Source organism: Paraburkholderia aromaticivorans, assembly GCF_012689525.1.
GTDB classification, from domain to species: domain Bacteria; phylum Pseudomonadota; class Gammaproteobacteria; order Burkholderiales; family Burkholderiaceae; genus Paraburkholderia; species Paraburkholderia aromaticivorans_A.
This window is the reverse complement of sequence record NZ_CP051515.1, coordinates 857,462-883,154: the sequence shown is the minus strand read 5'-3', so window position 1 is coordinate 883,154 and position 25,693 is coordinate 857,462. Positions and strand designations below refer to the sequence as shown.

Sequence of the window (25,693 nt, the reverse complement as noted above, 5' to 3'; positions counted from 1 at the left end):
ACGGAGACGATTTTGCCGACGCCACAAGCCGCTGCCCTCCCTAACTATCGCGACACGGTTCGCCCCGAATGGGTCGATTACAACGGCCATTTGCGCGACGCGTTCTACATGCTGATCTTCAGCTTCGCGACCGACGCCCTGATCGACCTGATCGGTTTGCCGGACACCGTGCGCAAGAAACGCCGGCGCTCGATCTACACGCTCGAAGCGCATATCAACTATCTGCACGAGATCAAGGAAGGCGCGCAGGTGCGCGTCGACATGCGCGTGCTCGGGCACGATGCGAAGCGGCTGCATCTGTACCTCGAGATGTTCACCGGCGATGGCGGCGAACCGGTGGCAGCAGGCGAGCAGATGTTGCTGCACGTGGACACCGCCGGCCCACGCGCCGCCGCATTCGATCCGGATGTCGCGGCGCACGTGCGGGCATTGACCGACGCGCATGCCGCACTGCCGCCCGCCGCGTTTGCCGGCCGCGTGATCGGCTTGCCCGCGAAGACGAAGCCGAGTGGGAGTGGACATGCTTGAGCCAGAGATGGCCTCGTTCATCGAAAGAGCCGCCGCAATTTATCCGGGGCATTCGACTTCGTTGACGCCGGCTGAACAGCGCAAGATTTACGACCAGTACGCCGCGACGGTCACCCCCGCGTTGCCGGATGAAGTCGTGACGCAGGACGCCGAGTTCCACACCGGTGCCGGCCATTCGATCGCGCTGCGGCTGTACCGGAACCGTGCAAGGCGTCATGAGGCGGCGCGTGGCGCCGTGCTGTACTTTCACGGCGGCGGCTTCGTGCTCGGCTCGCTGGACAGCCATCAGCTCGTGACCGCACGCCTTGCCGCGGACACCGGTCTCGATGTGATCGCGGTCGACTACCGGCTGGCTCCCGAACACCCCGCGCCGGCCGCGCATGACGATTGCATGGAGGTCACGCTCGCCGCTTTGGCAGGGCGCTTGCCGTTCGATCTGCGTGCCGGCGCTCCGCTGCAACTGGCAGGCGACAGCGCCGGCGCCACGCTGGCGGCCAGCGTAGCGATGCGGCTGCGCGACGACGCGGTCCAAGGCATAAGCGGCCTTGTGCTGGTTTATCCGATGCTCGGCACCGAGCCGCAGTTGCCCGCGCGCGAAAGCGAAGCGCACGCGCCGATGCTCAAGCTAACCGACGTTCATGCGTTCCGTGATCTGTATTGGGGCACCCACCCGCCCTACCCCGCGTGGACGATCCCGCTCGATGCGACGCGCTACGACGGCCTGCCGCCGACGCTGGCGATCGGCGTCGAACATGATCCGTTGAGGGACGACGCGCGCGTGTTTGCCGAGCGTATCAACGCGGCCGGTGGCGAGGCGCGGCTCCTGATCGGCGCCGGGCTCGTGCATGGATGCTGGCGCGCCATCGAGTCGAGCCCCGGCGTACAGCGGTTCCACGCGGAGGTGTGCCGTTTTCTGTCCGCCCATGCGACGCCGTCGTCGTCCGCGGCCGGTGGTTAGCACTCGTTCAGGCCGCCGGATAGTCAATCGCAACGGCCACCGCTTTCAACCTGTGGGCTATCTATTGGCTCTGACGCCGGCGTGGCGAACGCGCAGGTGTCTTGCGCAGTGCGCGATCGGCGGGCGTGTCCGGTGCCGGCAACCGCACGGTGAAGGTCGTATGGATGCCGCGTATCGAACTGCACTCGATGCTGCCGCCCAGCAGCTCCGTCGCGCGACGGCAGAACGCGAGTCCCATGCCCGCACCGCTGCCGTGCCGCTTGGTCGTGAAGAAGGCGTCGAAGATATAGGGCAGGACGTCGGGCGCGATGCCCGGCCCGGTGTCACGGAATTGCAGCACGCAGAAGTCCTGATCCCGAACGGCGCTGATCGTGATCTCGCCATCGCCGCCCACGCGAATGGCATGCAACGCGTTTTTTAGCAGATTGAACAGCACGAAAACCACGACCGTATCCGAGCCCGAAAAAGACATGGCGAGGTCGATGGGCATCACCGTGACACGCTCACGCTCGTCGCCGCTGAACGGATACCGCTCCAGCGCCGACATCACGCACTGGTGCACGGAATGCCGGCTGAAGCCGCCGCGGTCCAGACGATCGAGCGTGAAAGACGCGAGCGCCATTTCGACCATCGCGCTGGTGCCGGAGACTTCGCGCCGGATCGCGGTCGCAAGCTGGCCGATGCGTTCGGACTGTCCGGACTCGTCGTGATCGTCATACAGCCCGTGCGTGACGGCCGTCCGATACCCTTTGAACACATGCCCCCATACGCTGGCGATTTCGTCGGCGTGCATGCCGATGGTGGCGAGCGGCGTCGAAATTTCGTGCGCGATGGTCGCCGCCACGGCATAGGGGTGAATCAGGTGATAGCGGACGATGGTGATCGCCAGCAGCCCGAGGCTCAGGCCAATGAACAGGACGCCCGGCGGATAGAATCCGAAGCCGTAGTTGACCGCGTAATCCATCGCGGCAAACGAGTACAAACACAGGCTCGCCAGACACAGATCGAGGCGCCGCCGCGCGTCGCCCTCCGCCTTCTGGCGCGCGGCGAGCAGAAGCTGCGCGCTGCGGCCGGCCAGCAACACAGTCTGCACGACATGCAACGGATGCAGCGGCCCGGCGACCGGATAGTAGCCGAAGAAGAAATGCTGATAGCCCGCCACCACTTCGTTACCGGGCAGCAGTATCGCGAGGACGAAACACAGACCGTACGACGCGAGCAATATCGGCCGCTCACGGCGCTGCGCCGCCACCTCCGTCACGAAGTGGTAGAAGGTTGTCGGCAGAAAAAGAATGAAGAGATAGCCGCCTCTGACCAGCAGGTCCGCGGTGTGCGGGTTGTCCGTCTGGAACAGCAGCGTCCATGCGCCTTGCCAGGCGAAGGTCGAGACGCACATCAGGATGAACGGCGTGAACAAACGCGTCGCGCCTTGCGTAATCAGTACGTATAGGCCGAACACCACGAACATCGCGGACACGCAGGCAGTCGGAATGGCGTACATGTGGCTTAACGTCTCGGCAGACTTTAGCGAGTCCGCTCCTTCCGCCATTGCGCGAACGTCATCAGGTCCATGCCCACGTCGGCCCTGTCGATCGGGGTCCAGCAATAGAAGACGTCATCCCAGCCCGGAATGGTCCGTGGGGTCAGCGTTCTGACGGTCATGCCGGAGCGATAGGCCAGGTTCGGCCAGAAGATCGGCATCACCTCGCGCACCGCCATTTGCTTCAGAAGGTCGGCCGGCCCGTCCTCGTCTGCGACGATTTCGCCCTGCGAGATCCAGTCGTTCTCGGCCCACGCGACGAAAACGCTCGGGTTGCCGGCGCGATCGAACATCAGAATGGCGTCCTGTTCCGGGCGCCAGTAATACTCGACGATACCGTTCGCGGCCACCACCTCGTCGATGACTTTACGCGTTCGCGGGTCGCAATACGTCATGCCGTTCTCGCCCAACGCAAGCCAGCCGCCTTCCGAACAGTGCCTGGCCTTGGCATCCTTCAGGAAATGGGCCAGCCGGTTGGCGGAGTCGGTATCCGTTTTTCTCAGGTATAAATCGACGATTCCCGCATTGAAGGCTTTGACCGCGACGGTTTCGTCCGCGACCCCGGTCAGCAGCACTTTCGCGCAGCGCAGATTGGAGATGGACGAGAGGAATTCCACGCCGTTCATGCCCGGCATGTCGAAATCCACGACCACCGCCGCGACTTCCGCGAAACGGGAGCCGCGGGCCAGGATATCCCGTTCCGCCGCGGTTTCCATGTAGCGCTCAAAACCCGTCTCACTCACACATGCCGACGCCGGCGCGAACTCCAGCGAATTCTCGCGAGCGTGCTGACGGATGAAGGCAAGCGCGGTTTGAGGCCGCGTAAAAAACAGATTGGTGGCGCTATCCGGAAAGAAACGCCGCAGCGCGTCGAGATAGCTGTCGTTGTCATCCACGAAAACAACCGTCGACGGATGGAGAACAGGTGGTCGAATAAAATTGTTCATATTTTCACGTGGTTCGTCACGCCCCCGCTGGAGGACAACCGCGGCGGGCCGCCAGCCGTGGGTCACAGCAACCCGCACGACACGTTGCGACGCGGCGGTTCCCCGAGCATATAGGGACCCGCTGCCTCGGCCATTGGCCGCATGGCAGCGCCATATTTTGCCGCTTCCGGTTCCCGCATGTTCGCATATGGAACATTCCGGCGCGCCTCGCACCTGCTTATAGGCAGGATTCTCTCACGCCGGTCGCCAAGGCGGTTTTCCGCTGAACAATATAGTACAGGGCCTTGGCATCGATCGCGCGAAGTCGCCGCGGCGATCAACGGCCGCGCTTATGCGTTCTGGGCAATCCGCGCTGGAGGGCTACCTGTTACGGCCGCGACGCCACCTCGTCCAGATGCTCCAGCAGATCGGCCGGATCGTCGTAGACCCGTAGCGCGCCGGCGCGCTCGAGTTCCTCCGTGCCGTACCCGCCCGAGAGCAGGCCCACCCCCAGCGCGCGACAGCGCCGCGCCGCGAGCATGTCCCAGATGCTGTCGCCGACCACCACCGTGTTTTCGACCGGTACGCCGAGCCGCAAAGCCGCGGCGATGAACAGATCCGGATCCGGCTTTGCATATTTGACGTCGTCGCGCGTCACGACCACGGCCTTCGCGGGATCGACACCGAGCGCCTCCAGATTGAGCGCCGCCGTCTCCATGCGGCCGCTCGTCGCCACGGCCCAAGGCGTTCCGGCTTGCGTCAGCGCGTCGAGCAAGGCCCGCGCGCCCGGCAGCGGACACACCTGCGCGCGCAATCGCTGATAGGCGGCGGCGTGAGCATGACGCAGACGCTCGACCCGCTCGGCGCTGATTTCGCCGTGCGTTTCCCGCAGAAGCTGATTCGTGAAGAGCCCGCCGCTCATGCCGATCTTGCGGTGAATTCGCCAGACCGACAAGGGAATGCCTTCGCTGTCGAGCGCTTCTTTCCAGGCCAGCACGTGCTGGTAGACGCTGTCGACCAGCGTTCCGTCGAGATCGAAGAGGAAAGAGGTCTGGATTCGCATGGTGTGCTCCTGTCGATGACTAGCTTCGCCAATATGCCATGTCCCGGGATTCGCGGGTCGCGCGAATCCGCTCGCCGTTCCTCTTGACCCTCACGTAGCGTAAGGTTCTAACCTCCAACGTGCACACTGACCGGAGGCTCGAATGCTGTTGAAAGTGGGAGAACTTGCGAGGCGCAGCGGACTGACCGTCCGCACGCTTCACCACTACGACGCAATCGGACTGCTCACGCCTTCGGCGCGTGCTGAGAACGGCTACCGGCTTTACGACCGCGACGACATCGCCCGGCTTCACCAGATCCAGGCGCTGCGCCGTTTCGGACTCGCCCTCGCCGAGATTCAGACCTGGCTGATGCAGCCGGAGACGCCGCTGGTATCGATCGTCGCGCGGCAGATCGCCATGCTCGACAACCAGATCGCACAGGCGAAGCGCTTGCGCGAACGCCTCGTCGATCTGCACGGCGTGTTGCTCGACGGCAAGGAACCGGATCTGACCGATTGGCTTATCACGTTGGAGTTGATGACCATGTACGACAAGTATTTCTCCGAAGACGAACTCGCACGTATGCCGATGTACCGCAATAGCCAGACGCCGAACCCGGAATGGACCGAGCTCATCGGCCAGGTCCGCGCACTGATGGACAGCGGCGTGCCACCCGAGAGCGACGAGGCGCGCGCCTTGTCGATTCGCTGGATGACGATGCTCGTGCGCGACACGAACGGCGACCCGCGTCTGCTCGCCAAGCTGAATCTGATGCACGACAACGAACCGTCGATGCAGGCGCATATCGGTATTTCGACGCAGTTGCGCGACTACGTGCTGAAGGCCTTTAGCGAAACAAAGCTGCTGATCTACGAGAAGTATCTGTCGCCCGAGGAGATTCGCTTCATGCGCGCCAACTACGGCAAGCGCGAGATGGAATGGCCGCAACTCATGGCCGACGTGCGCGATGCGATCGATGCGGGCGTCGGGCCGCGGACATCGCGAGCACGCGAGCTTGCGCTTCACTGGCTCGAACTCTTCAGAAGCTACGCGGGCGATGATCCACGTACGCAGGCCAAGTTCCGCCACGCACTGCAAACGGAGCCGCAGTTGATGGCCGGCACATGGGCGGATGAAACGCTGCTGGTGTTCATCCGCGAGGCGATGGCGAATGTCGCGCAGCCGCTTTGATGTGGCGCGCGGCTTCCGGTCGGTTTCGTCCGACCGGGAGTTCAGTGGTCTGCACCAAGGCGACTCTGGAGCCTTGCTGTTCATGCTAGCCTCGTGACTTCCAATAACAGGACGTCGCATGAACACACTTCGATTGCGCCTTCATGGTCTGACGCGGCGACGCACGATCGCGATGCTTACCGCGCTCTTGACGATTTCGACGAGCATGAATCACTCTGCCGTCGCGCAGACTGAAAACACGGCCAGTGTCGAGTATTCCGGTACGGTCGGCGAAGCGAAGGTCGGCATGACGCTCGTGCTGCATGGGAAAGTGATCGGCAAAGGACATTACTTCTACTACCGCTACCTCAGGAACATTGCGCTGACAGGCCAACAATCCGGCACCAATCTGACGTTGCAGGAGGCGAACGGCACGTTCACGCTGCACTTCGTCGGCAATGGATCGAACGGCGACCAGCCCCTCGATTTTTCCAATAGCGTGGGACTTGCCGGCAGCTGGAACGGCGGCGGGAAAACTTTGCCGGTCAAATTCATTCTCGAAGGCATGTCGTTCGCGGACGCGAATGCGGGACATCGCTACGGGATGATCACCGACGAAACGGATGACGCATTCGAAGCACGCGCTCAGGGCTTCTATTTCGCCGCACTGAAGGGCGACCCGAAGCAGGCGGCGCGCTTCGTTCACTTCCCGCTGCGAGTGAACTGGAGCGCGACGCATCACGAGATGATAGGTTCGGCGAATCAGCTAGCCGCCAACTGGAGCCGCATCTTCACACCCAAGTATCTTGCGGCGCTACGCGATGCCGTTCCGCACGATATGCCGGTGATCAAGAGCCAATACGCGATGCTCGGTGCCGGGCTCGCGTTCTTTACGGATAAGGGTGTCGAGGTTTTGAACGCGCAACGGTAGGCGTTGCGCGCGGTAGAGAACGTCGCGGCGCGGGGCCGCTCTCTCTCCGTCTTTATGCGCCGCGAGCGCGGGCGGACTTCGTGCTTGCGATCGACGTCGGCGCGCAACGGCTACAGCGTACCGTCGCCGACCTGACCATGATGCGTAATCGACGCGCCGCCTTTCATATCGGCGGCGCGTCGATCTCTTTCAGCGCTTATTGAGCCGCTTACTGGCCCGTGTAACCGAGCGGAACAGTCGCATTTGCTTTGGCAACCGTGGCGTTGTTCGACACGATGTACTGCGGCACTTCAGTGAGCGTCAGCGCGACCTGACCGTTGGTGTACGCAACCGTGCTGACATTGCCGTAACCATCGATCTTCGTCACATTGCCCGACGTGCCAGCGTTGTCGACCTGGAGCGAATAGCCGGTCGAATAGGTCTGGCTATACGTACCGTTGCTCGCCGGCCACTGCGCATTGCTGTGCGTCCACGCGGCGGTCACGACCTTGCCGTTACCCAGTTGCTGGAACCCATACGCAAAGACTCCGGCGGGCGCGCTGTTGATCCGGCCCAGCGTATTCGTGCCGTCGAGAACACGCGTCATCGTTGCAAAGGCCATCGCTTCAGGCTTCGGTGAAAGGTTCGATGCACCAAACGCGCCTTGGGCGTCGTTCAGGTCGAAGAACGAGCCGTATCCCACTTCGCCCGGATAGTCCGGACCGTAGAACAGCGTCGTCACCTGCGCACCGCCGCCAAGCACGATGATGTGCGCTCGCACACCGACTGCCGCATGCGCGAACAACTGGTTCTGCGACGGCACATTCGGACCGTAGTTGAGACCAGGGTCATAACTCACGCCGGCTTCAGTGAAGAAGAGCTTCATGTTCGGCTTGCCGGCCTGCATGACCGAACGCAGCTGCGTCATCTGGTTGTCGAGCGCGTTGGCCTGGTTCGCCGTACTCGGATCGGAGTCCTGCAGTTCAGGCGGGTGAGCCGGGTACGTACCCGCATTCCAGTAGCCGTGCGTTGCGACCGCATCGATGTAATTCCACAGACCGAGCGCGCCGAACTTCTGCAGATAACCCGTCGTACAGGTATCGCAATTGGAAGCAAACGGATTGCCGGTGCCCATCACGACCGCATTCGGATCGGTCGAGTGGATGCCCTCGTAGGCAGCCTTGTACATGGCGACGAAGTTCGCATCGCTATCCGCCCAGCCGAGGCTCGGTTCCCACGTTACCTGATAGTAGTTCTTCTGCTGATTCGGGTAATTGGCGGCGCGGATCAGGCTCGTATCGGTGCCGACCTTGCCCATGAAGGTCTGGAACTCGGGCATGTTCGACGGCGCGTAGTAGCTGTCGTTGAACTGGCCGGTCTTCGAGTCCCACGCCGGCAGTCCATCCAGACGCACGATACGCATCTGATCAGGATTGGCCTTGTAGAACGGATCGAGGTCATTCACGTTCGGCGTGTACGTGTTGGGGCCGTTGGGTTCCATGGCCGATACCTGACGATCGTCGATCGTCCACGAGATACCCAGAGCGTGCAGCGCGGCGATGTTGCCGTTGAAGCCCTGCATGCCGAAGCGGTGCTGATCCTGGTGCGCATACGTCACGGTGCCCAGTACCGAACTGAGGTTCGGCAACACGCCGAACGTCGCGATGCCGACCGGACGCGTGCCGCTGCTCGGCAACGTGCCGCCGCTCGAACGCAGGGTGGCGGTGAGTGCGCCATAGCCGGACCACGTCGACGTACACGGAATCGTGCTGGTTTGTACGCCGGCCTTGACTGCAAAACTACCTTGCGTCTTGATCGCGCCATTGGAATCCGCGACGGACCAGACGACCGTATCCGCGCTCGGCGCGTTCGTCGTAATCGCCAGTTTGAACGACGCGTTGTTCTGGAACACGCGCAGGCCGTCGGTGGTCGGCGTGTCGGCGCTGATCACGCCGTTCGCGGTTCCGCCGGCCGTTTGCGTCGGCGTGCTGCACGACATGGTCGAGCTGCTCGGCGTCGGGGACGGCGCGGGAGTAGGCGTCGGCGTCGGAGTCGGAGTGGGCGTCGGCGTCGGCGTCGGCGTCGGGGTCGGCGTGGGAGTCGGCGTGGGAGTCGGCGTGGGAGTCGGCGTGGGAGTCGGCGCGGGTGTCGGGGTAGGAGCCGGAGTCGGCGTTGCCGCAACCGCCTTAACCCAGCAAGACTTGCCATAGCCGTACGCGGGGTCCGACTGCGAAACTGCGCCGACATAACAGCCGACGCCGTTGCTGAACGTACGCGGTGCGGTCAACATCACCGACGGCGACGTGGGCGGAACCGCACCGAACACCACCGAGCCCGTTCCGAGGAATGAGCACTTGCCATTCTCCTGCGCGCACAACTTGTATTGCTGCCCTGAGACCGTGATGGTGCTTGCCTGGGCCTGCGCGCTGTCCGCGGCAAACGATGCCAACACTGTTGCTGATGCAACGCCCAATAGTTTCAAGTATCTCGTCATTGTCCGTATGTTTCGGTAAAAGCAGGTTGTCCCCGAGAATTCAGCAAGATCGATCAGTCGTCCCGCCTTGACGTTATCGAGTCCAGAGAGAGGTGAACCTGAGAACGCGCTGACCGCGTTCATTGCTGATGAAGCTTTGATGTGCCGCTATCCGGTGGCGGACGCGCTTGCCGTCCGCTCGCATTCCGACTTTCACCGAACAGCGGTGTAATCGAAATGTTTTCCCGGCGTCGGGCGAACATTCTATTTATTACGTTATACTTACTATTTCATTGCGCTGCGATCCTTCGACAATCGCAAACAATGACTACTTCGATATCTTCAACAGCGGCAATCGAGCGCAACGCGCACCGATTGCGTGAAAGATTCAGTCGACGCCGGCATGAAGAATCCCGCCGATCGCATGACCGGGAAAACGTCACAAGGGGTTAATGCATGCCGCTGACGCGACTCGAACATCTGGCGAGGCTCACACTGACAGGCCAGTGCACCTCAGTTTGATAAACGAATTTCGCACCAATATGGGCGACTTAGAAATTCAGGATGACGAAAAATTAATCCAATTTTTTTCGTTCACCGTTGACAGCCGGTTTTTAATGTGGACCCGTCGGCTCGACAGTGATCGAGGTGCGCCCTCGCCTCGCGAGTCGGGTTCGGAACCCAAAAAACCGTTGATCCGCCAATCCGCTTCGCCTATGTAAAGCAGCTACCGCAGTGCAGCAACGGTGGGTGTAACTGTTACAGACCCGTCGGCGCTCGATCCATCTCTCCGGTATTACTTACAGAAGCTTTTGGCAGACGAATTATAAACGTTTCATCCGCGTAACGTGCCCGGTTCAAGGGCGATAAGTGACAATTACGAAGAATTTCGATAGGATTCGACCGAAGCTTTTCCAAATGACAAGGAATGGAAAAGCTCTACCTCATGAGAGCGGATAAAACGTAAATGTTTGATTTGTCAGCAGATTGATGGAATTTTCGCAGATCGATTTTGCGGTCGTGCAATTTTTATATTAGTAATACCAATACCCTGATGCCTCTGCCGACCGTTTATCCGAACCAAGACGGATAATTTGAATGTAATGCAGAAATAGTGTCGCATCCTTTTATCAGAAATTCAGCTCGTCCCAGGAAACAAACGGAACTCAACGATCGAAGTGTCGATATCTCGCGCTTACTTCGCAGCACGAACTACGTTGGCGTTCCGGTCCATGAACTTACGCCGATCTGCTCAGCCCAGCGCTCGAGCGTATCGTTATTCGGCGGCCCGGCGATCAGGCTTTCGCAAATGCTGCGCAACCGCGCATGACCCGGTAGCGGCCAGCGCGCCAGGTGGGCGGCTGGTGCATGCGTATCTGGAACGCCGCCCGGTGATGGTGCTCGATGAGTGGGCCGCCGACCAGGACCCGACCTTCCGCCGGATTTTCTATAGCGAGATCCTGCCGGACCTGAAGCGCCAAGGAAAAACGCCGATCGTGATGTCGCACGACGACCGCTATTTCAGCGCAGCCGACCACTATATCCGGCTGGAAGACGGCCGCATCGTCGAAGAAGTGCGGCCCGTGCGCGTGTCGGGTCACGCGCCGCTTCCGGCCAATGGGTCGTGATGCGCCGCGTGCCGCCACGGCTGCGCCCGCAGTCGCGGTGGTGGCGGCGCATCAACCCACGCCCTATCGCGACGCCGTCGCGAACAACACCGGATCATTGCGATACAGATCCGGGAACATCCGCTTCAGGCCGGTCACTTTCGGCAGATCGTTGATCGCGATGTACGGATAGTCCGGATGCAGCGCGAGGAAGTTCTGGTGATAACTTTCCGCCGGATAAAAGCCCTTGAAGTCCTCGACGCGAGTCACGACTTTCGCTGAGAACACATGGGCGTTGTCGAGTTGCGCGATATACGACTGCGCGATGCCGCGCTGCGCCGCATCCACCGGGAAAATCGCCGAGCGATATTGCGTACCGTGGTCGGGGCCCTGATAGTCCAACTCGGTGGGATTGTGCGCGACCGAGAAGAATATCTGCAGCAAGCGACCGTACGTGATCTGCGTCGGATCGTAAGTGATCTGCACCGACTCCGCGTGTCCCGTATCGCCCTCGCTGACGGTTTCGTATTGCGCCGTGGATGCCGCTCCACCGGTGTAACCCGAGGCAACCTGCTTCACGCCGCGCACGTGTTCGAACACGCCTTGCACGCCCCAGAAGCAGCCGCCCGCGAACACCGCCGTTTCGCTATGCGTCGCGGCGGCTTTTTCATCCTGTACGGGCGCGGGGATCTTCGTGGCGGCCTCAGCGGAATGCGCGACGTGCTGCGCGGCCACGACGCCCAGAGCAACGACGACGAGGCCCATGATTCGTGTGACGGAGAAACGCTTCCGCAGCGACGCTGTGCTGGTAGATATCGTGCGCATGGTCAGTCCTTTAGGTCAAATAAGAGTTGAGTCGAGCCACTTGCGCCGGCTTAGCCGAACGTGAAAGCAAACGCCTGCACGCCCGGGTCCAGAAACTCGATCGAGAAAGTGTGATCCCCGACCTCGCCGGTTTGCCGCACCAGTTGATAGAGACGCTGCCCGGTTACGGTGCCGCTGCCATCGGCGGCGACGTCGGTGCCGTGCGACGCGCCGGGCGCGGCGCCGTCGACGCTCACGCGAAACCGCACCGGCTTGCCGTCCTTGTCCGGGCCGAGCACCAGATGCAGGTCGCGTGCATGAAAGCGATATACGATGCGTCCCGACGGTGCCACGAGCGTGGCGTGCTCCGCGCCCACGTTCCATGACCCGGCGAGGCCCCAGTCGTTGACGCCGGGTTGCGACGGCGCTGCATACGTGTGCGTCTTGTCCGCCACTTCCCCGCCCGGCGACGCGAAGTTCTCCGCCCGCTGATAACCGACGTAGGTTTCCGGCGATTGCATGTCGGCGTTGTCCGCCGCGGCCTGCACGCCTTGCGCGCCGCCGTTTGCGATACCGATCGCGACCTTCGACGCGTTCGCATGCCCCGCTTCGGTCAGCAGTTGCTGGATCACCTTTTCGGATTCCGCGTAATCGCCTTCGCCGAAGTGGTGATAACGGATCTGCCCTTTCGCATCGACGAAATAGTGCGCGGGCCAGTACTGGTTATTCAGCGCGCGCCAGATTGCATAGTTGTTGTCGATCGCGACGGGATAGTCGACGCCGAGATCGTGCGTGGCCTTCTTCACGTTGTCGATATTGCGTTCAAAGGCGAACTCCGGCGCATGCACGCCGATCACGACGAGCCCCTGATCCTTGTACTTCTGCGCCCACGCTTTGACATACGGCAGCGAACGCAGGCAATTGATGCACGAGTAAGTCCAGAAATCGATCAGCACGACCTTGCCGCGCAAGTCCTGCGTGGTGAGCGGCGGCGAATTCAGCCATTGGACAGCGCCGTTCAACGGGGGCAGCACGCCTTCGACCGGCAACGGCGCCGGCTCTGCAACGGCGCGCATCATCGCGCCGCCCTGCGTCGCATTGGCCACGGTGGAATCCGCATTGGCGCTAGCGGTCGATTGCGACGACGGGTTGACGCTCGCCATCGCGCCGCCGGACGCATCGGCCGGATTGCCGGCGACCGGCGCTTTGCCCGGCACCGCGTTCGGCGACAACTTATCGACGAGTTTCTGTTCGAGACCGCCGGTCGCAACCGTCGAGACGCGAGCAAGCACGCCGGTGTCGAAACCGAGCGCGATCGCCGCCACGCCGCACAACATCAACGCACCGATGCCGCGGCGGATCCATTCGCCCGCGCCCAGCGAGCGCTTCATCGCCGTGAACACCTTGCCGCCGATCAGCAGCGCCACTGCCAGCGAAGTCGCCGCGCCGGCCGCGTAGGCCACCAGCAGCAACGTCGTGCCGACGCTCGCGCCGCGCAATGCCGCGCCCGTCAGCACGAGACCGAGAATCGGACCGGCGCACGGCGCCCACAACAAGCCGGTGGCAATGCCGAGCAGAAACGACGAACCCGCGCGGACCTGCTGACCATCGGTCTGCGCGAAATTCGACAGGCGATTGCCGGCGCTGACGAGCGGCCGCATCAGATGATCGGCGAAGCGCGGGAACAGCAACGTCAGCCCGAAGATCGCCAGCAGTGCGATAGCCACCCAGCGGCCGTACTGGTTAGCCTGCGTGACCCAGCCGCCGCCCACCGCGGCAAGCGTCGCGACGAGGGCGAAGGTCAGCGCCATGCCCGCCAGCAAGGGCAATCCGCTGCGCACGAAAGGCTGGTCGGCGCGCGCGAAAACAAAGGGCAGCACCGGCAGGATGCACGGGCTGAGAATCGTAAGGGCGCCGCCGAGATAGGCGAGAACGATGAGTAACATGGCAGTTCCGAACGTTCGTATAGGTCGGTTAAAGTGGGCACGCTGGCTCGGGCGGCAGCCGGCGTACGGTTCATTCAAAACCTGATACTGCAGAAAGTGCCCACATCCTAGAGCGCCGCCGGTGTCGAAGTCCTCACGAAAAGTTAAATTAAATGTGATAACTCGCTGCCCGGAAATTTTGCACAATGGCGCCATGGCCGCTTTTCCCGGCGGCCGTGCCCGGCCTTCCTCCTCAACCAAGCCCTGAACCGCGGCTCAAGCCCACCATGGACAATCTGAAGCGCATCCTGATCGTCGAAGACGATGTCGATATCGCCAACGTGCTGAGCCTGCATTTGCGCGACGAGCGCTATGAAGTCGTGCACAGCGCCGACGGCAATGAAGGGCTGCGCCTGCTGGAACAAGGCGGCTGGGACGCGCTGATTCTCGATCTGATGCTGCCCGGCGTCGACGGACTGGAAATCTGCCGGCGCGCCCGCGCGATGACGCGCTATACGCCGATCATCATCACCAGCGCCCGTTCGAGTGAAGTGCACCGGATTCTCGGCCTCGAACTCGGCGCGGACGACTATCTCGCCAAACCGTTTTCCGTGCTCGAACTGGTGGCGCGTGTGAAAGCGCTGCTGCGCCGCGTCGACGCGCTGGCGAAAGACTCGAAAATCGAAACCGGCAGTCTGCGCATCGCGGGGTTGTCGATCGATCCGTTGACACGCGAGGCCGCCGTCGACGGCAAGCCGATCGAACTCACGCCGCGCGAATTCGACCTGCTGTATTACTTCGCGCAGCATCCCGGCAAAGTGTTCTCGCGCATGGACCTGCTCAATGCGGTGTGGGGCTATCAGCACGAAGGCTACGAGCACACCGTCAACACTCATATCAACCGGCTGCGCGCGAAGATCGAGGCCGATCCGGCTCAACCCGAGCGCATCCTGACCGTCTGGGGACGCGGCTACAAGCTCGCCGTGCCCGGCGAGACACCGAAGGACCCATCGTGAATCTGACGCTGACCCAGCGGCTCTCGCTCGTTTTCTCCGTGCTGCTACTGGCATGCTGCGGCGCGTCGGCCTTCCTGCAAATCCGTTCGAGCGATCTGCACGAGAAGGAGGTCATACAGAGCCTGTCGCGCAATCTCGCCGACCATATCGCTCATGGCAGCTCGCTGATGGACGCCAACGGCTTGCGGCCCGACGCGGTCCGGCAGCTATTCGGCCAGTTGATGAGGGTGAATCCGAGCGTCGAGGTGTATCTGCTCGACAACCAGGGCCACATAAAAGGCGACGATGCGCCCGCCGGGCACGTCAAGCGCGAACAGGTGAATCTTGCGCCGATCCGGCAATTCATCACGGGAGACGCGCTGCCGATTCTCGGCGACGACCCGCGCAGCGTCGACGGTAAAAAGGTGTTCAGCGCAGCACCGCTGCAATTGAGCGGACAGGCGCCGTCCGGCTATATCTACGTGGTCCTGCTCGGCGAGGAACACGACGCGCTCGCCGCGCGCGTGGCGGCTAGCTCCGTGCTGCGCACGACGTTGTGGTCGATGGCGCTGGTCGCCCTGTTGGGGCTACTGGCCGGTTTGACCGCATTCGGCCTGATCACGCGGCCGCTGCGCCGCCTGACCGATGCCATGCGCCGCTTCGATGCAGAGGGCGAGCCCGACACCCAGCCGAGCGTGCCGCGTTCGTCGCCGGCCGGACGGCGCGACGAAATCGCCGTGCTCGAAGCGACGTTTGCGCAGATGGCAAACCGCATCGGCGAACAATGGCGCGCGCTAACGCGGCAGGACCAGCAGCGCCGCGAGCTGATCGCCAATATTTCGCACGACCTGCGCACGCCGTTGACCTCGCTGCACGGCTACCTCGAAACGCTCTCGCTGAAGTCCGACACGCTCGGCGAAACGGAGCGCAAACGCTATCTGGCAATCGCGCTCGCGCAAAGCGTCAAGGTGGGCCGGCTCGCGCAGGCCTTGTTCGAATTGGCCAGGCTTGAACACGGCAACGTGCAACCCGCACTCGAACAGTTCTCGCTGGTCGATCTGGTGCAGGACGTCTTTCAAAAATTTGAATTGCCGGCCGAGGCGCGGCACATTCAATTGCGCGCGAATATTCCGCCACGTCTGCCGACCGTCTGCGCCGATCTCGGCATGATCGAGCGCGTGCTGACGAATCTGCTCGACAACGCGATTCGCCATACGCCCGCTGAAGGATCGATTGAAGTCGACCTCGCGCATAGGGACGGCAAAGTGTCGGTGACGGTCAGCGACACCGGCCCCGGCATTCCGCCCGAGCAGCGCGAAGGTCTGTTCGAACGTCCGTTCAGTTCCGGCGGCGCGCATCGGGGCGGTGGACTGGGGTTGCTGATCGTCCAGCGCATGCTGCAATTGCACCAGAGCCAGATACGTCTGCTCGACACGGCGGGAACGGGCACGACCTTCTGCTTCGAGTTGCCGACGGCCGCCACCAGGTCGAGTGCCGCCAGCGTCCTGATGTGACGGCCAGGGCCTGACTCCGCTGCGAGATGCAGGACTCAGCGGGTTCAGGCTCAGATCAGCAAGTCCTCATAGAACGCGCCGAACGGCCGGGTCGGATGGGCAAGCTGGATTTCCAGAATCCACAGACCGGCGTCCGGGCAATCGGCGAAATCGCCGAGGTTGCCCGCCTTGTAGATTGCGTGCGGAAAGTCGCTCACGCGGTGACCCTTGATATCCAGATTCAGACGCCAGCCGAGCGCGGCCGCACGTTGCCCGGCGAAGTCGTATAGCGCTTTTCCGCCAGCGCGGGTCGTGCGCCAATGATGTTCCACTTCGTCGAATACGGTTTTTGCGGCATCGGCGCAGGCCTTCATCTCAGCGTCGCTGCCGACTACGAACGTGGCGCCCGCATCGCCCTCGTGCCCGTGAAAAACGACGCCGAGGTCGACGAAGAAAATATCGTCTTCCTTGAGCCGCGGATCGCCTTCCGACTGCTGCTTGAAAACCTTCAGCGTGTTTTCGCCGAAGCGCACCAGAATCGGATGCCAGATACGGTCCATGCCCATTTCGTTGAGCACGTTATGGCATTCGGCCTTTGCCGCCGACTCCAGCATGCCAGGCTGTACCCGTTGCGCCAGCCGGTTCACGACCTCCCACGTCTTGCCCTGCGCGTATTTCATCGACTCGAGCACGTATTTGCTGCCGACCGCCTGCTTCGCCGCTGCTTCCATCCCATCTCTCCGGTTATATCCGCTTGAATATAGCGAGCGGGACGCCGGGTGTCCACGGCGCACGTCGCCTTACTGTGTGTCATAAAGACGACAACTACCTACGAATTCGTTTACGAGAAGATTTCGACCGGTAGCCAGACTGTTGCGGGCAACTACGCTTATCACATCAACGACGTCGACCAGTTGACATCCAGCCGCATCAACAACGCGGTCAAGTTCAGCAGCGCGAACTTCTCGGGCTTCACGTTCGGCGCGTTGTACGGCTTCTCGAACCAGGCGGGCGCATTTGCCGGCGCGCCGGCAAGCGGCACGGCCGCGGCACCGGTCGCGGGTTCGTCGCGCGCTTATAGCTTCGGGGCGAACTACGCGAACGGCCCGATCAGCGTCGGCGCTGCGTATACGGACATCCGTTTCCCGAGCCAGGCCGTCCCGACCTTCTCGACCACCCTTGCCAACGTGACGACAGGCAACGTGCGCGACCTGCGTACGTACGGTGTCGGCGGCCGTTATACGATCGGCGCGGCCACGCTGTGGGCGCTCTACAGCAATACGCGTTTCGAAACGCTGACGGGTGCGGCGACCACGTTCACGGCTTACGATGCAGGCGCGAAATACGCGTTCACCGCGGCTTTAACGGTCGGCGCGGGCTATACGTACATGCATTTGAGCAACGCGAACACAGGCCACTGGAATCAGGGTGACCTGAGCGTCGATTACGCGCTGAGCAAGCGCACCGACGTATACGCGCTGGGTATCTACCAGATCGCTTCGGGCCACAACACGGCAACGGGCGATGTGCAGGCGCAGATCGGCTCCAGCACGAGCTTCTTCGGTCCGTCGGGTGCGGGCGCGGACAACCAGTTGGCATTCCGCGTGGGCATTCGCCATCGCTTCTGATGCCTACGTTCCTCGCTATCGCGAGGTGCGCTGCTAGTTGAGCGGTAACTTGCCTCGATCGGTCGGGGCAAGACAGCGGCGCGGCGCGGCAATCCATTGCCGCGCCGCGCTGCCTTCAGGTCAGAAAACGTGCCGCAACCCGACGCGAGCCAGCACCTGCCGATCAGATGAAGACGAATCATCGGCCCCGCCGTACGCATGATCGAGCGCGGTGTTCGAGTTCCCACCCACTGCCTTCTGCGCAGTCGCCATCACATACACATCCGTGCGTTTCGACAGGTTGTAGTCGACCATCGCGCCCAGCGTGTGCCAGCGCGGCCTGGATCGGCCACCGGACGCATCGAGCCGGCTTTGCGTGTAGTCGTACATGCCGCCGACCATCAGCGCCGGCGTGAAGCGATAACTGCTGGACACTTCGAAGTTGTCGAACTTCAGCGACGAGACAGTCTGTCCCGGCGGCACGATCGATCCTGTGATGTACGCATAGGAAGTCGGGTTCTTCAGATCCGTGTGCGTATAGACGAAGCCGAATAGTGCCGAGCCCGCCTGATAGCTAAGCCCGCCTCCGAACGTCCGTTGGCGTTGCGCGAGGAAGTTCGCGTCGTTGGATGCGACCGCACCCACCGCATTCGCACCCGGATCGTCGACAGCGAGATACGCCGCGCCTATCGTCAGGCCGCCTTGCGACCAGTTCGCACCGACGCTCGCGGCGCGATTCGTCGCGAACTGTCCAGCACTATTCGAGAACCCATAGGTGCCGCCGAACTGAAAGCCGCCCATCGACGGACTCGTGTACTGCACCGCGTTATTCACGCGAAACGAATTGTCCGTGTTGTCGTTATCGTAGGGATGCTCGAACAGGAAACCGCCCCAACTGCCGTTCGCGGTCAACGGTGCAACGAATTGCACCATCGAGTCGTATTGACGCCCGAACGTGAGCGTACCGGCGCTCGTCGAAGCGACGCCCACGAAAGCCTGCCGGCCGAACTCGCGGCCGCCCTGCATCAAACGCCCGCTGTTGACGTCGAATCCGTTTTCGAGCCTGAATATGGCCGACACGCCACCGCCGAGATCTTCTGTTCCCTTCAATCCCCAGCGGCTGCCTTGTGCATCGCCGCTCGACATCTTCCATTGCGCATGGCCGGCGATATTGCTCGCGTAGTCGATGCCCTCGTCAACCAGTCCGTACAGCGTCACACTGCTTTGAGCGAACGCCGGCATCGCCGCCGTGCCCGTCAATAGCAAACCCAATAGCGCGCGTCTCATTGTTTTATCTTGCCCCGTTCCGGGAGTGATGGTGTTGTTTGGATTGCGTGCGCCAGTCATTGCGTCGATGCGTCGGCGCCGAGGTACTTGCGCATCAGGCGGTCCACCGTGCCATCGTCATGAATCTTTTTGAGCGCCGCGTTCAGTGTGTTGAGCGTCTTCGTGTCGCCCTTGCGCACGCCGATCACGCTGCTCGCGCCGAGAATCGCGGGGTCCGAGATACGATCGCCGGCAAACGCGAAACCAGCGCCTTGCGGCTTGCTGAGAAAACCTGCCTGCGCCGCAGGCCCAACCACGAGCGTGGCGTCGAGGCGTCCGGTCGCGAGGTCGGCGTACGCGCTGTCCTGATCCTGATACTCGACGATCGTCACCTGATGCGCCGCCCAATTCGCCCTGGCGAAATTCGCCTGCGTCGAGCCTTGCAGCACGCCGACGCGCTTGCCCGCGAGCGCCGTGGCTGTCGGCGCCAGCTTCGCGGCTTTCGCGGCCACGAGGCGGATATCCGCGGGATAGACGGGCTGTGTGAAGTCCATCACGGCGCGGCGCGCGGCGGTCGGCGCCATCGCGGCGGCGATCACGTCGAACTTGCGCGACTGAAGGCCCGCGATCAGTCCGTCGAAACTGCCCACCACGTACTCGCATTTCAGATTGGCCTCGGCGCATAGCGCGTTGTCAATATCGATCTCGAGTCCGGCGAGCGTGCCGTCGGGCAATTTGTATTCATACGGCGGATAAGCGGCGTCGGTACCGATGCGCAGCGTCGCCGTATCCGCGGCGAGCGTGTTGACGGGGAACGCGAAAACAAACGCAGCGGACGTAGCAAACGCCGCGCTAACAAGGCGCGAAATAGCCTTCATGACAGCTTCCTGGGTAGTGAGTAAATGAAGAGTGAGTGAATCAGGCCGCGAGACGATCTTCTGCCAATGCAACGAAGAAGCGAACGCCGAGCGGCAACACGTCGTCGTTGAAATCGAACTCGGGGTGGTGGCAGTAGACGCCGCCCTGCCCGAGCAATACGTATGCGCCCGGGCGGCGCAGCAGGAACTCCGAGAAGTCTTCCGAGCCATTCAGCGGTGCAAATTCGCGCAGCACGTTCGCCGCGCCGAAGACTGTCGTGGCAGCGCGCGCGGTCGCTTCGGCCTGCTCGCGATGATTGATGGTTGCGGGCGAACTGCCATAGAACTCGACGCTGAGCGCGCAGCCGGTCGCCAGCGCCACGCCCGCGCAAATCGTCTCGATGCGGCCTTTCGCGAGCGAACGAATCGCCTCGTCGAACGTGCGCAATGTGCCGGTAAGCGATGCATGCGCTGGAATCACGTTCGAAGTCGTGCCCGCATGAATGCTGCCGATGCTCAGCACCGCCATCGAACCCGGATCGACCGAGCGGCTCACCACGGTTTGCAACGCGCAGATCAACTGCGCAGCGGCCGCAATCGGATCGATCGTCTTTTCCGGCGATGAACCATGTCCGCCCACGCCGGTAACCTCGATACGCAGTTCATCGCAGGAGGCGAGCATCGCGCCATCCCTGACGCCGAAGGTGCCCGGCGCGAAATGCGGCGCGTTGTGCATCGCGTAGATTTCGTCGAAGGGAAAGCGTGTTTCGAGGCCGTCCGCGAGCATCGCGTTCGCGCCGCCGCCGGTTTCCTCGGCAGGCTGGAACACCAGTACGAGCGTGCCCCGAAAGTCGCGATGCGAGCTGAAATGACGCGCCGCGCCGAGCAGCATCGCCGTGTGGCCGTCATGTCCGCAGCCGTGGAATACGCCGTTGCGCAGCGAACGATGCAAAGGCATCCCCTCTTCCTGCATCGGCAAGGCGTCCATGTCCGCGCGCAAGGCGATCGACCGGCCGGGGCCGCGCCGTCCGCGAATCACGCCGACCACTCCCGTGTTGCCGATGCCGGTGTGCGTTTCGATGTCCCACGCCCGCAATTTCGCAGCGACCAGTTCGCTGGTGCGCGATTCATCGAACGCCACTTCGGGATTGGCGTGAATATCGCGGCGTAACGCAATCAGTTCCGCGAGATCCGCTTCCGTGTGCTGCATGTCGAGTGCCTCCCTGTATACTTTCCGCGCCAACGCAGCGCTAACGAGAGGCCCATGCTAGCGATTGCACGGGCAAATCAATTTCCAATTCCTTATGGCCATAGCGAATGCTTATGGCAGCCCAGTCATGAAAACGACCCAGTTGCGCATGCTCGTTGCGATTGCTGAACACGGCACGCTGATGGCCGCCGCCGAAGCGTTGAATCTCTCGCAACCCGCGGTCACGAAAAGCGTGAAGGAACTCGAGACGCGTCTGGGTGTTCAACTGCTCGTGCGCAGCGGAGCGGGCGTGCGGCTTACGCAGTACGGCGAGGCGCTGTTGCAGCGAGCGCGCCGGGTGGTCACGGAAATTGCCCGCGCTGAGCAGGAATTGAAGGACATGAAGTCGTCGTCGGAGCGCACGCTTTCCATCGGTGTGTCGATGCTCGCGGCGTCAGTCGCCGTGCCGGATGCGATCGAGGCATTCCGGCACCGGTTTCCCGATTCACGCTTCAGCGTGTACGAGTGCCAACCGAGGCAGATCATCGACGGTCTGCGCGACGGCACATTCGATCTCTGCGTCGCGGCGATTGCCTTGCGCGACGTGACCGCGGAATTTCAGGTCGACCCCATTGCGGTGCGATCGCAATCGCTTGCCGTGCGCAACGGCGACCCGTTTGGCGCCGAAACCCGCCTCGACGCTCTAACGCATGGCCATTGGCTCTATAACCACACGCGTGAAAGCTGGCCGGAATTCTGGTCGCAATTGTGCGGCAAGCGGACCATTCAGGAGCCGGCGCGCGTGAGCGTCTGCACGTCGCACAAGCTGTATCCGAAGCTCGCCGGCGAGTCCGGCGCCGTGAGCGTGTGGCCCGACTTCCTGCTTGATGAACACCTGCGTTCAGGCTTGCTCACGCGACTCGCCACCGACGCACAGTTGCCCGAACTGACCGTGAGTCTCATGTATCGCAAGGACCATGTGTTCAGCGCCACAGCGGAATATTTTGCGGAGTGCGTGGCGTCGTCGAAAGGATCGGGAGTCTGAACGGCGGCGAATCAGATGGTCATCGTCGCCTTCCGAAGCCGCCGACGTTCCCGCCAGTTGCGTAACTGACCTGCGACGAACGCCGCGATCAGCAACGTCAGATACAGCATCAGAATGTTGTGGCGCCATGTATTGAGCGCGAGTTGATGCGCGACCAGCTTTGGGTCGGACTGCAATGGCCCGACGCAAAGTGCCAGGACCGCCTGCTTCATTCGAACAAAACCCGCGGCGGACAGCATGGGCAACCCAACGAGCAGCCCCATCAGAAAAGGTTTCGCGCGCCGCGCCCCCGTACGATGACGCATACGCAGCCACACTCCCAGACAACCATGCACCCAGCCGGGCGCAAGCAGTGCAAGCTGCAAACCTTGCGTGCCGCTGGTGATGAGCGATATCACGATGCGCTCGTAGTTCGGTTCGAAACCGTACAGCGACGAGGCGAGCCGCGTGGACACCACATGGCGGATCAGCAGCAGCGGCAGGCTCAGTCCCGCCCAAAGCCGAACCCATTCAGTGAGTGGCATTTTCCAGTGACGGCGGCCGTAGATCGTTCGCAGCGCCAGCGAAAAATGCAATAGCGACGCGCCATAAAGAAGCACCGTTCCCGGTGCGCTGCGCCACACCCGCAATGCCAGCACAAGACCGCGGCCCGCAAGATCCAGCGACCAGATCCCAAGCGCGTGATTGACCAGATGCAGGGACAGATAGACCAGCAGCACCACGCCGGACACGAGCTGACAACGGCGCAGCAGAGTATGGACAGTCGATTCCCTCACAACGCGGGCAGCCATACTCAGCGGCCGCCGAAAAGGCGCTATCGGCGCGCGCCCGGCGGCTCGCAGCATGTCGGCCGGATACAGTGGCTTCCAGGTCGCAATACGCGTTCGATTCATTTCAGGCCTCGCGTGAGAGGCCGTTCCCGCCGATCGATACCCGTTTTGTGACTCACCGGCGTCTGGCGGATAGCGTCGGCAAATTTCTCCAGTGCTGACAGCGAACCGCACACGCTGTGGTATTCCTCCCGGCCGATCCGGGCGTCGAGGATAACGGCCATTCCCGATTCACGGGCCATATCGATGATGTTCATTTTGCTCACCCCCAATTCGTGTCTTCACGCACTGCAAGACGCGGAATCCGACGTGATTATTCCCGCGCTTTTTTCAACGCGCTGCCGGGAATAAGACCTCCACTCCCCTGGTTTAACCGTTCAGAGCGTGCTGATGCCGACTCACGTCGAGTTCGAACATTGCGCTCGCATATCGAGGAGTATTGACATGAAACTGACCTCTCTGAACCGTCTCATGGTCCGCGCCGCAGCCGGCGCACTCGTTGCAAGCGCCGCCCTTCTGGCAACGGCAAGCGGTGCCTATGCGCAAACGTCGGCCACGCCCGGCACGCATCAGGTCACGCGCGCCGAAGTGCGCCATGAACTCGAAGAGTTGGAAGCTGCCGGCTACGATCCGTCCCGCGGCGACGAAAGCGACTATCCCGCCGACATTCAGGAAGCGGAAAGAAAAGTAGCCGCCATGCACGCAGCCCAGCAGAGCGCGCTAAACAACAACCAGCCAGCAATGCAAGACATGCCCATGCATTGATGGCGGCCCGGTGTGTGTGAACCTGTGGACAGCGGGTTCTCCTTTTGAGCGTCGGTCTTCTTCGGATCGACGCTCCTTTTTTTCCGGCATTTAACTCACCGCGCGAGGGCATTCGCGTTTAGGCCTGTTGTCCTTCAACAGACAGCGCGTTGTTCAACTGTTGGGGTTACTGCACCACCCGCAACTTCGCCACAGGTTCTTCAAACTGACATTTTCTTTTCTATCAACACGTTGAGGGTTTTCAGACGGCGTGGCACATCCTGTGCAATGTGAGTTTGCGAGCACACACAAACGTGCTCGACACCCCAGTAATTTTCTCGAGGAGAAACGTCATGAAAGACCTGAAGATCCACGAATTGCATCGCAACGAAGAAATGACTTCCTCCGACATGGCACGCGTCGTCGGAGGAAAAGATAAAGAACCTGTCGGAAAGCCGACCCATATCGACGCCATGAATGGCGTCCTCACGTTCGGCGATGGCTCGAAGTGGTCGATGGACCTCAATGGCAAGCTTCATCCGCTTTAAATCGACAAAGTTCGCCTGGTTCTCCGATGAGACGTCTCGAAGTCAGGCGTTTCACCGGCGACCAGTCGGTCAACTCGATCCATCACATCTGAGTCAAGATCAAAGTACTCAACTTACGCCGCACGATCGGCGCGAGCGACGCGCCCAGCCGCTCGCCCTGACGTTCGTCGATCAGGCTCGTCAAGAGTTTGGAGAAACGCGGCTCTTCGACACCCGACACGATGTACTGCCATCGATACGCATCCAGCATCCCGGCTTTCACGCGCGCCTGTTCGTGATCGGTGAAAGTGCGCCCGGCATTGGCGAGAAAGTACTCCGCATCCGCCTCGGCTTGCAGTTGCAGCAAACCGTCCACCGCGCCGATCAATTCGATCAGGTCGCCAACCGCCGCATCGCGCGCCGTGGCATCGAGCTTCGCATCGTCGCGCACCCATTCGAGTTCGTCGATGATCGCGTGCTGCGACTCTTCCTTCCAGTGAAACAGGAACACGTCTTTGAAGAGCGGCGACAGACTGTCGTCGACTTCCATGCTCTGGCGATAATGCACTTGCGTCACGATCTCGATGCAGCAGATCAACGCGAGAATGGCCCACGTCGATTTGCTGAGAACGAAGTTCGCGACGTCGTCGGTCGACGGCATGAAGCGGTAACCCGCCGGCATGTCTTCACCGGCCAGCAGTTCGAGGCGGCGGAACAGTTCCTGATGCTTCAATTCTTCTTCGGTGAAGCGCATCACAGCTTCGAGCGCGATCTGATCGCCCAGCGCGTGATCGCGGCCGACTTCGAGCATCTTCGCGCCGACGAAACGCTCGACCAGCCGGAACATGTTCGCGTAAGTGCGTCCCTGCACCTGCGACATCAGACGGCGTTCGCCCGCGTTCAGGAACGGCAACTGGTCGACTTCCGTGAGACCGTCGGGCAGGAACTTGTGCGCGAGATCGAAGCGGCGTCCGCGAATCACGTCGCGGTCGATATCCCAGCGGATACGCCGGGACACTTCAATACATTTGGCGTAACGCTGCGACGGCGACTCAGCCGGGATGGCATTCATGGCACTACTCCTCGATGGAAAAGGGGATTCGAGCGGCGCGGCGAGACTTCGCATGGGCCACCGTCTGAATCGAATTCTCCGTGCCGGAGTGGGAATGCGCATGAGGCGGTAGTCCCGGCAAGCAGCCGGAATAGCGTGGATTCGTGCGATGCAGGGGGACCTGTGTCCCGGATGGCCACGCGGG

23 protein-coding genes and 2 pseudogenes are annotated in these 25,693 nt (G+C 61.9%); 12 read left to right on the top strand and 13 right to left on the bottom strand.

The genetic code is table 11. From position 1 onward, the window contains the following. Positions 1-12: 12 nt before the first annotated feature. A complete protein-coding gene (locus HF916_RS15805) occupies positions 13-528 on the top strand; it encodes a thioesterase family protein (RefSeq protein WP_168789841.1) in 516 nt (171 codons plus the stop codon). Next, positions 521-1,486, top strand: a complete 966-nt coding sequence (locus tag HF916_RS15800) for an alpha/beta hydrolase (protein WP_168789840.1) — start codon at positions 521-523, stop codon at positions 1,484-1,486. The genes HF916_RS15805 and HF916_RS15800 overlap by 8 nt, the downstream gene beginning before the upstream one ends. 61 nt (positions 1,487-1,547) lie before the next feature. Here HF916_RS15800 and HF916_RS15795 read toward each other — a convergent pair whose 3' ends face one another. The 3 genes from HF916_RS15795 to HF916_RS15785 form a co-directional block, all read right to left on the bottom strand. Then, entirely contained in the window at positions 1,548-2,987 is a 1,440-nt protein-coding gene (locus tag HF916_RS15795) for a sensor histidine kinase (RefSeq protein ID WP_168789839.1), read from the bottom strand. A gap of 23 nt (positions 2,988-3,010) precedes the next feature. Further along, positions 3,011-3,973: a response regulator gene (locus HF916_RS15790; RefSeq protein WP_168792031.1), complete on the bottom strand. Its 963-nt coding sequence runs from the start codon at positions 3,971-3,973 to the stop codon at positions 3,011-3,013. A gap of 367 nt (positions 3,974-4,340) precedes the next feature. After that, a complete protein-coding gene (locus tag HF916_RS15785) occupies positions 4,341-5,015 on the bottom strand; it encodes an HAD family hydrolase (RefSeq protein WP_168789838.1) in 675 nt (224 codons plus the stop codon). 142 nt (positions 5,016-5,157) lie between these two features. Here HF916_RS15785 and HF916_RS15780 point away from each other — a divergent pair, with 142 nt between their 5' ends. From HF916_RS15780 to HF916_RS51505, 3 genes are all read left to right on the top strand, one after another. Beyond that, positions 5,158-6,186, top strand: coding sequence for a MerR family transcriptional regulator (locus tag HF916_RS15780; RefSeq protein WP_168789837.1), 1,029 nt, complete (start codon positions 5,158-5,160; stop codon positions 6,184-6,186). Between the two features lie 118 nt (positions 6,187-6,304). After that, positions 6,305-7,096 carry a hypothetical protein gene (locus HF916_RS15775; protein ID WP_168789836.1) on the top strand — a complete coding sequence of 264 codons (792 nt, stop codon included), beginning with the start codon at positions 6,305-6,307 and terminating at the stop codon, positions 7,094-7,096. A gap of 80 nt (positions 7,097-7,176) precedes the next feature. Further along, positions 7,177-7,299, top strand: coding sequence for a hypothetical protein (locus HF916_RS51505; protein ID WP_277352287.1), 123 nt, complete (start codon positions 7,177-7,179; stop codon positions 7,297-7,299). 5 nt (positions 7,300-7,304) lie between these two features. Here HF916_RS51505 and HF916_RS15770 read toward each other — a convergent pair whose 3' ends face one another. Next, positions 7,305-9,569, bottom strand: a complete 2,265-nt coding sequence (locus tag HF916_RS15770; RefSeq protein WP_206001895.1) for a hypothetical protein — start codon at positions 9,567-9,569, stop codon at positions 7,305-7,307. A gap of 1,340 nt (positions 9,570-10,909) precedes the next feature. On the opposite strand from HF916_RS15770, the pseudogene HF916_RS15765 reads away from it, so the two are divergent. After that, positions 10,910-11,176 (top strand): annotated as a pseudogene (locus HF916_RS15765) (cyclic peptide transporter); the annotation flags it as partial. A gap of 63 nt (positions 11,177-11,239) precedes the next feature. On the opposite strand, the gene msrA reads toward HF916_RS15765, so the two are convergent. Together msrA and HF916_RS15755 are read right to left on the bottom strand one after the other, a co-directional pair. Beyond that, the gene (gene msrA / locus HF916_RS15760; RefSeq protein ID WP_168789835.1) at positions 11,240-11,980 is read right to left on the bottom strand and encodes a peptide-methionine (S)-S-oxide reductase MsrA; all 741 of its coding nucleotides are present in this window, start codon (positions 11,978-11,980) and stop codon (positions 11,240-11,242) included. 50 nt (positions 11,981-12,030) lie between these two features. Continuing rightward, positions 12,031-13,905 (bottom strand): cytochrome c biogenesis protein DipZ, encoded by a 1,875-nt coding sequence (locus HF916_RS15755; protein ID WP_168789834.1) that lies wholly within the window; start codon positions 13,903-13,905, stop codon positions 12,031-12,033. A gap of 266 nt (positions 13,906-14,171) precedes the next feature. Between HF916_RS15755 and HF916_RS15750 the strand changes: the two genes are divergently transcribed. Both HF916_RS15750 and HF916_RS15745 read left to right on the top strand, forming a co-directional pair. Beyond that, positions 14,172-14,900, top strand: coding sequence for a response regulator transcription factor (locus tag HF916_RS15750; protein ID WP_168789833.1), 729 nt, complete (start codon positions 14,172-14,174; stop codon positions 14,898-14,900). Further along, entirely contained in the window at positions 14,897-16,393 is a 1,497-nt protein-coding gene (locus HF916_RS15745) for a HAMP domain-containing sensor histidine kinase (RefSeq protein ID WP_168789832.1), read from the top strand. The genes HF916_RS15750 and HF916_RS15745 overlap by 4 nt, the downstream gene beginning before the upstream one ends. A 50-nt stretch (positions 16,394-16,443) precedes the next feature. Here the strand turns inward: HF916_RS15745 and HF916_RS15740 are convergent, their stop codons facing one another. After that, positions 16,444-17,103 (bottom strand): M24 family metallopeptidase, encoded by a 660-nt coding sequence (locus HF916_RS15740; protein ID WP_168789831.1) that lies wholly within the window; start codon positions 17,101-17,103, stop codon positions 16,444-16,446. A gap of 120 nt (positions 17,104-17,223) precedes the next feature. Here HF916_RS15740 and HF916_RS15735 point away from each other — a divergent pair. Continuing rightward, positions 17,224-18,000 (top strand): annotated as a pseudogene (locus HF916_RS15735) (porin); the annotation flags it as partial. A 120-nt stretch (positions 18,001-18,120) separates the two neighbouring features. Here HF916_RS15735 and HF916_RS15730 read toward each other — a convergent pair. From HF916_RS15730 to HF916_RS15720, 3 genes are read right to left on the bottom strand one after another with little or no spacing between them, the layout of a single operon-like run. Beyond that, positions 18,121-19,266, bottom strand: a complete 1,146-nt coding sequence (locus tag HF916_RS15730) for a porin (RefSeq protein WP_168789830.1) — start codon at positions 19,264-19,266, stop codon at positions 18,121-18,123. Between the two features lie 56 nt (positions 19,267-19,322). Continuing rightward, positions 19,323-20,123, bottom strand: coding sequence for a transporter substrate-binding domain-containing protein (locus tag HF916_RS15725; RefSeq protein WP_168789829.1), 801 nt, complete (start codon positions 20,121-20,123; stop codon positions 19,323-19,325). A gap of 40 nt (positions 20,124-20,163) precedes the next feature. After that, complete coding sequence (locus tag HF916_RS15720; RefSeq protein ID WP_168789828.1) at positions 20,164-21,312, bottom strand: M20 aminoacylase family protein; 1,149 nt, start codon at positions 21,310-21,312, stop codon at positions 20,164-20,166. 127 nt (positions 21,313-21,439) lie between these two features. Here HF916_RS15720 and HF916_RS15715 point away from each other — a divergent pair, with 127 nt between their 5' ends. Then, positions 21,440-22,336, top strand: a complete 897-nt coding sequence (locus HF916_RS15715) for a LysR family transcriptional regulator (protein ID WP_168789827.1) — start codon at positions 21,440-21,442, stop codon at positions 22,334-22,336. Between the two features lie 11 nt (positions 22,337-22,347). Here the strand turns inward: HF916_RS15715 and HF916_RS15710 are convergent, their stop codons facing one another. Further along, on the bottom strand, positions 22,348-23,127 hold the full coding sequence (locus tag HF916_RS15710; RefSeq protein ID WP_168789826.1) for a hypothetical protein: 780 nt from the start codon (positions 23,125-23,127) through the stop codon (positions 22,348-22,350). A 98-nt stretch (positions 23,128-23,225) separates the two neighbouring features. Next, positions 23,226-23,423, bottom strand: coding sequence for a hypothetical protein (locus HF916_RS15705; RefSeq protein WP_168789825.1), 198 nt, complete (start codon positions 23,421-23,423; stop codon positions 23,226-23,228). A 187-nt stretch (positions 23,424-23,610) separates the two neighbouring features. Here HF916_RS15705 and HF916_RS15700 point away from each other — a divergent pair, with 187 nt between their 5' ends. Further along, a complete protein-coding gene (locus HF916_RS15700) occupies positions 23,611-23,931 on the top strand; it encodes a DUF4148 domain-containing protein (RefSeq protein WP_168789824.1) in 321 nt (106 codons plus the stop codon). Positions 23,932-24,263: 332 nt separating this feature from the next. Then, the gene (locus tag HF916_RS15695; RefSeq protein ID WP_168789823.1) at positions 24,264-24,458 is read left to right on the top strand and encodes a hypothetical protein; all 195 of its coding nucleotides are present in this window, start codon (positions 24,264-24,266) and stop codon (positions 24,456-24,458) included. 82 nt (positions 24,459-24,540) lie between these two features. Here HF916_RS15695 and HF916_RS15690 read toward each other — a convergent pair whose 3' ends face one another. After that, on the bottom strand, positions 24,541-25,509 hold the full coding sequence (locus HF916_RS15690) for a hypothetical protein (RefSeq protein ID WP_168789822.1): 969 nt from the start codon (positions 25,507-25,509) through the stop codon (positions 24,541-24,543). Positions 25,510-25,693: the final 184 nt, after the last annotated feature.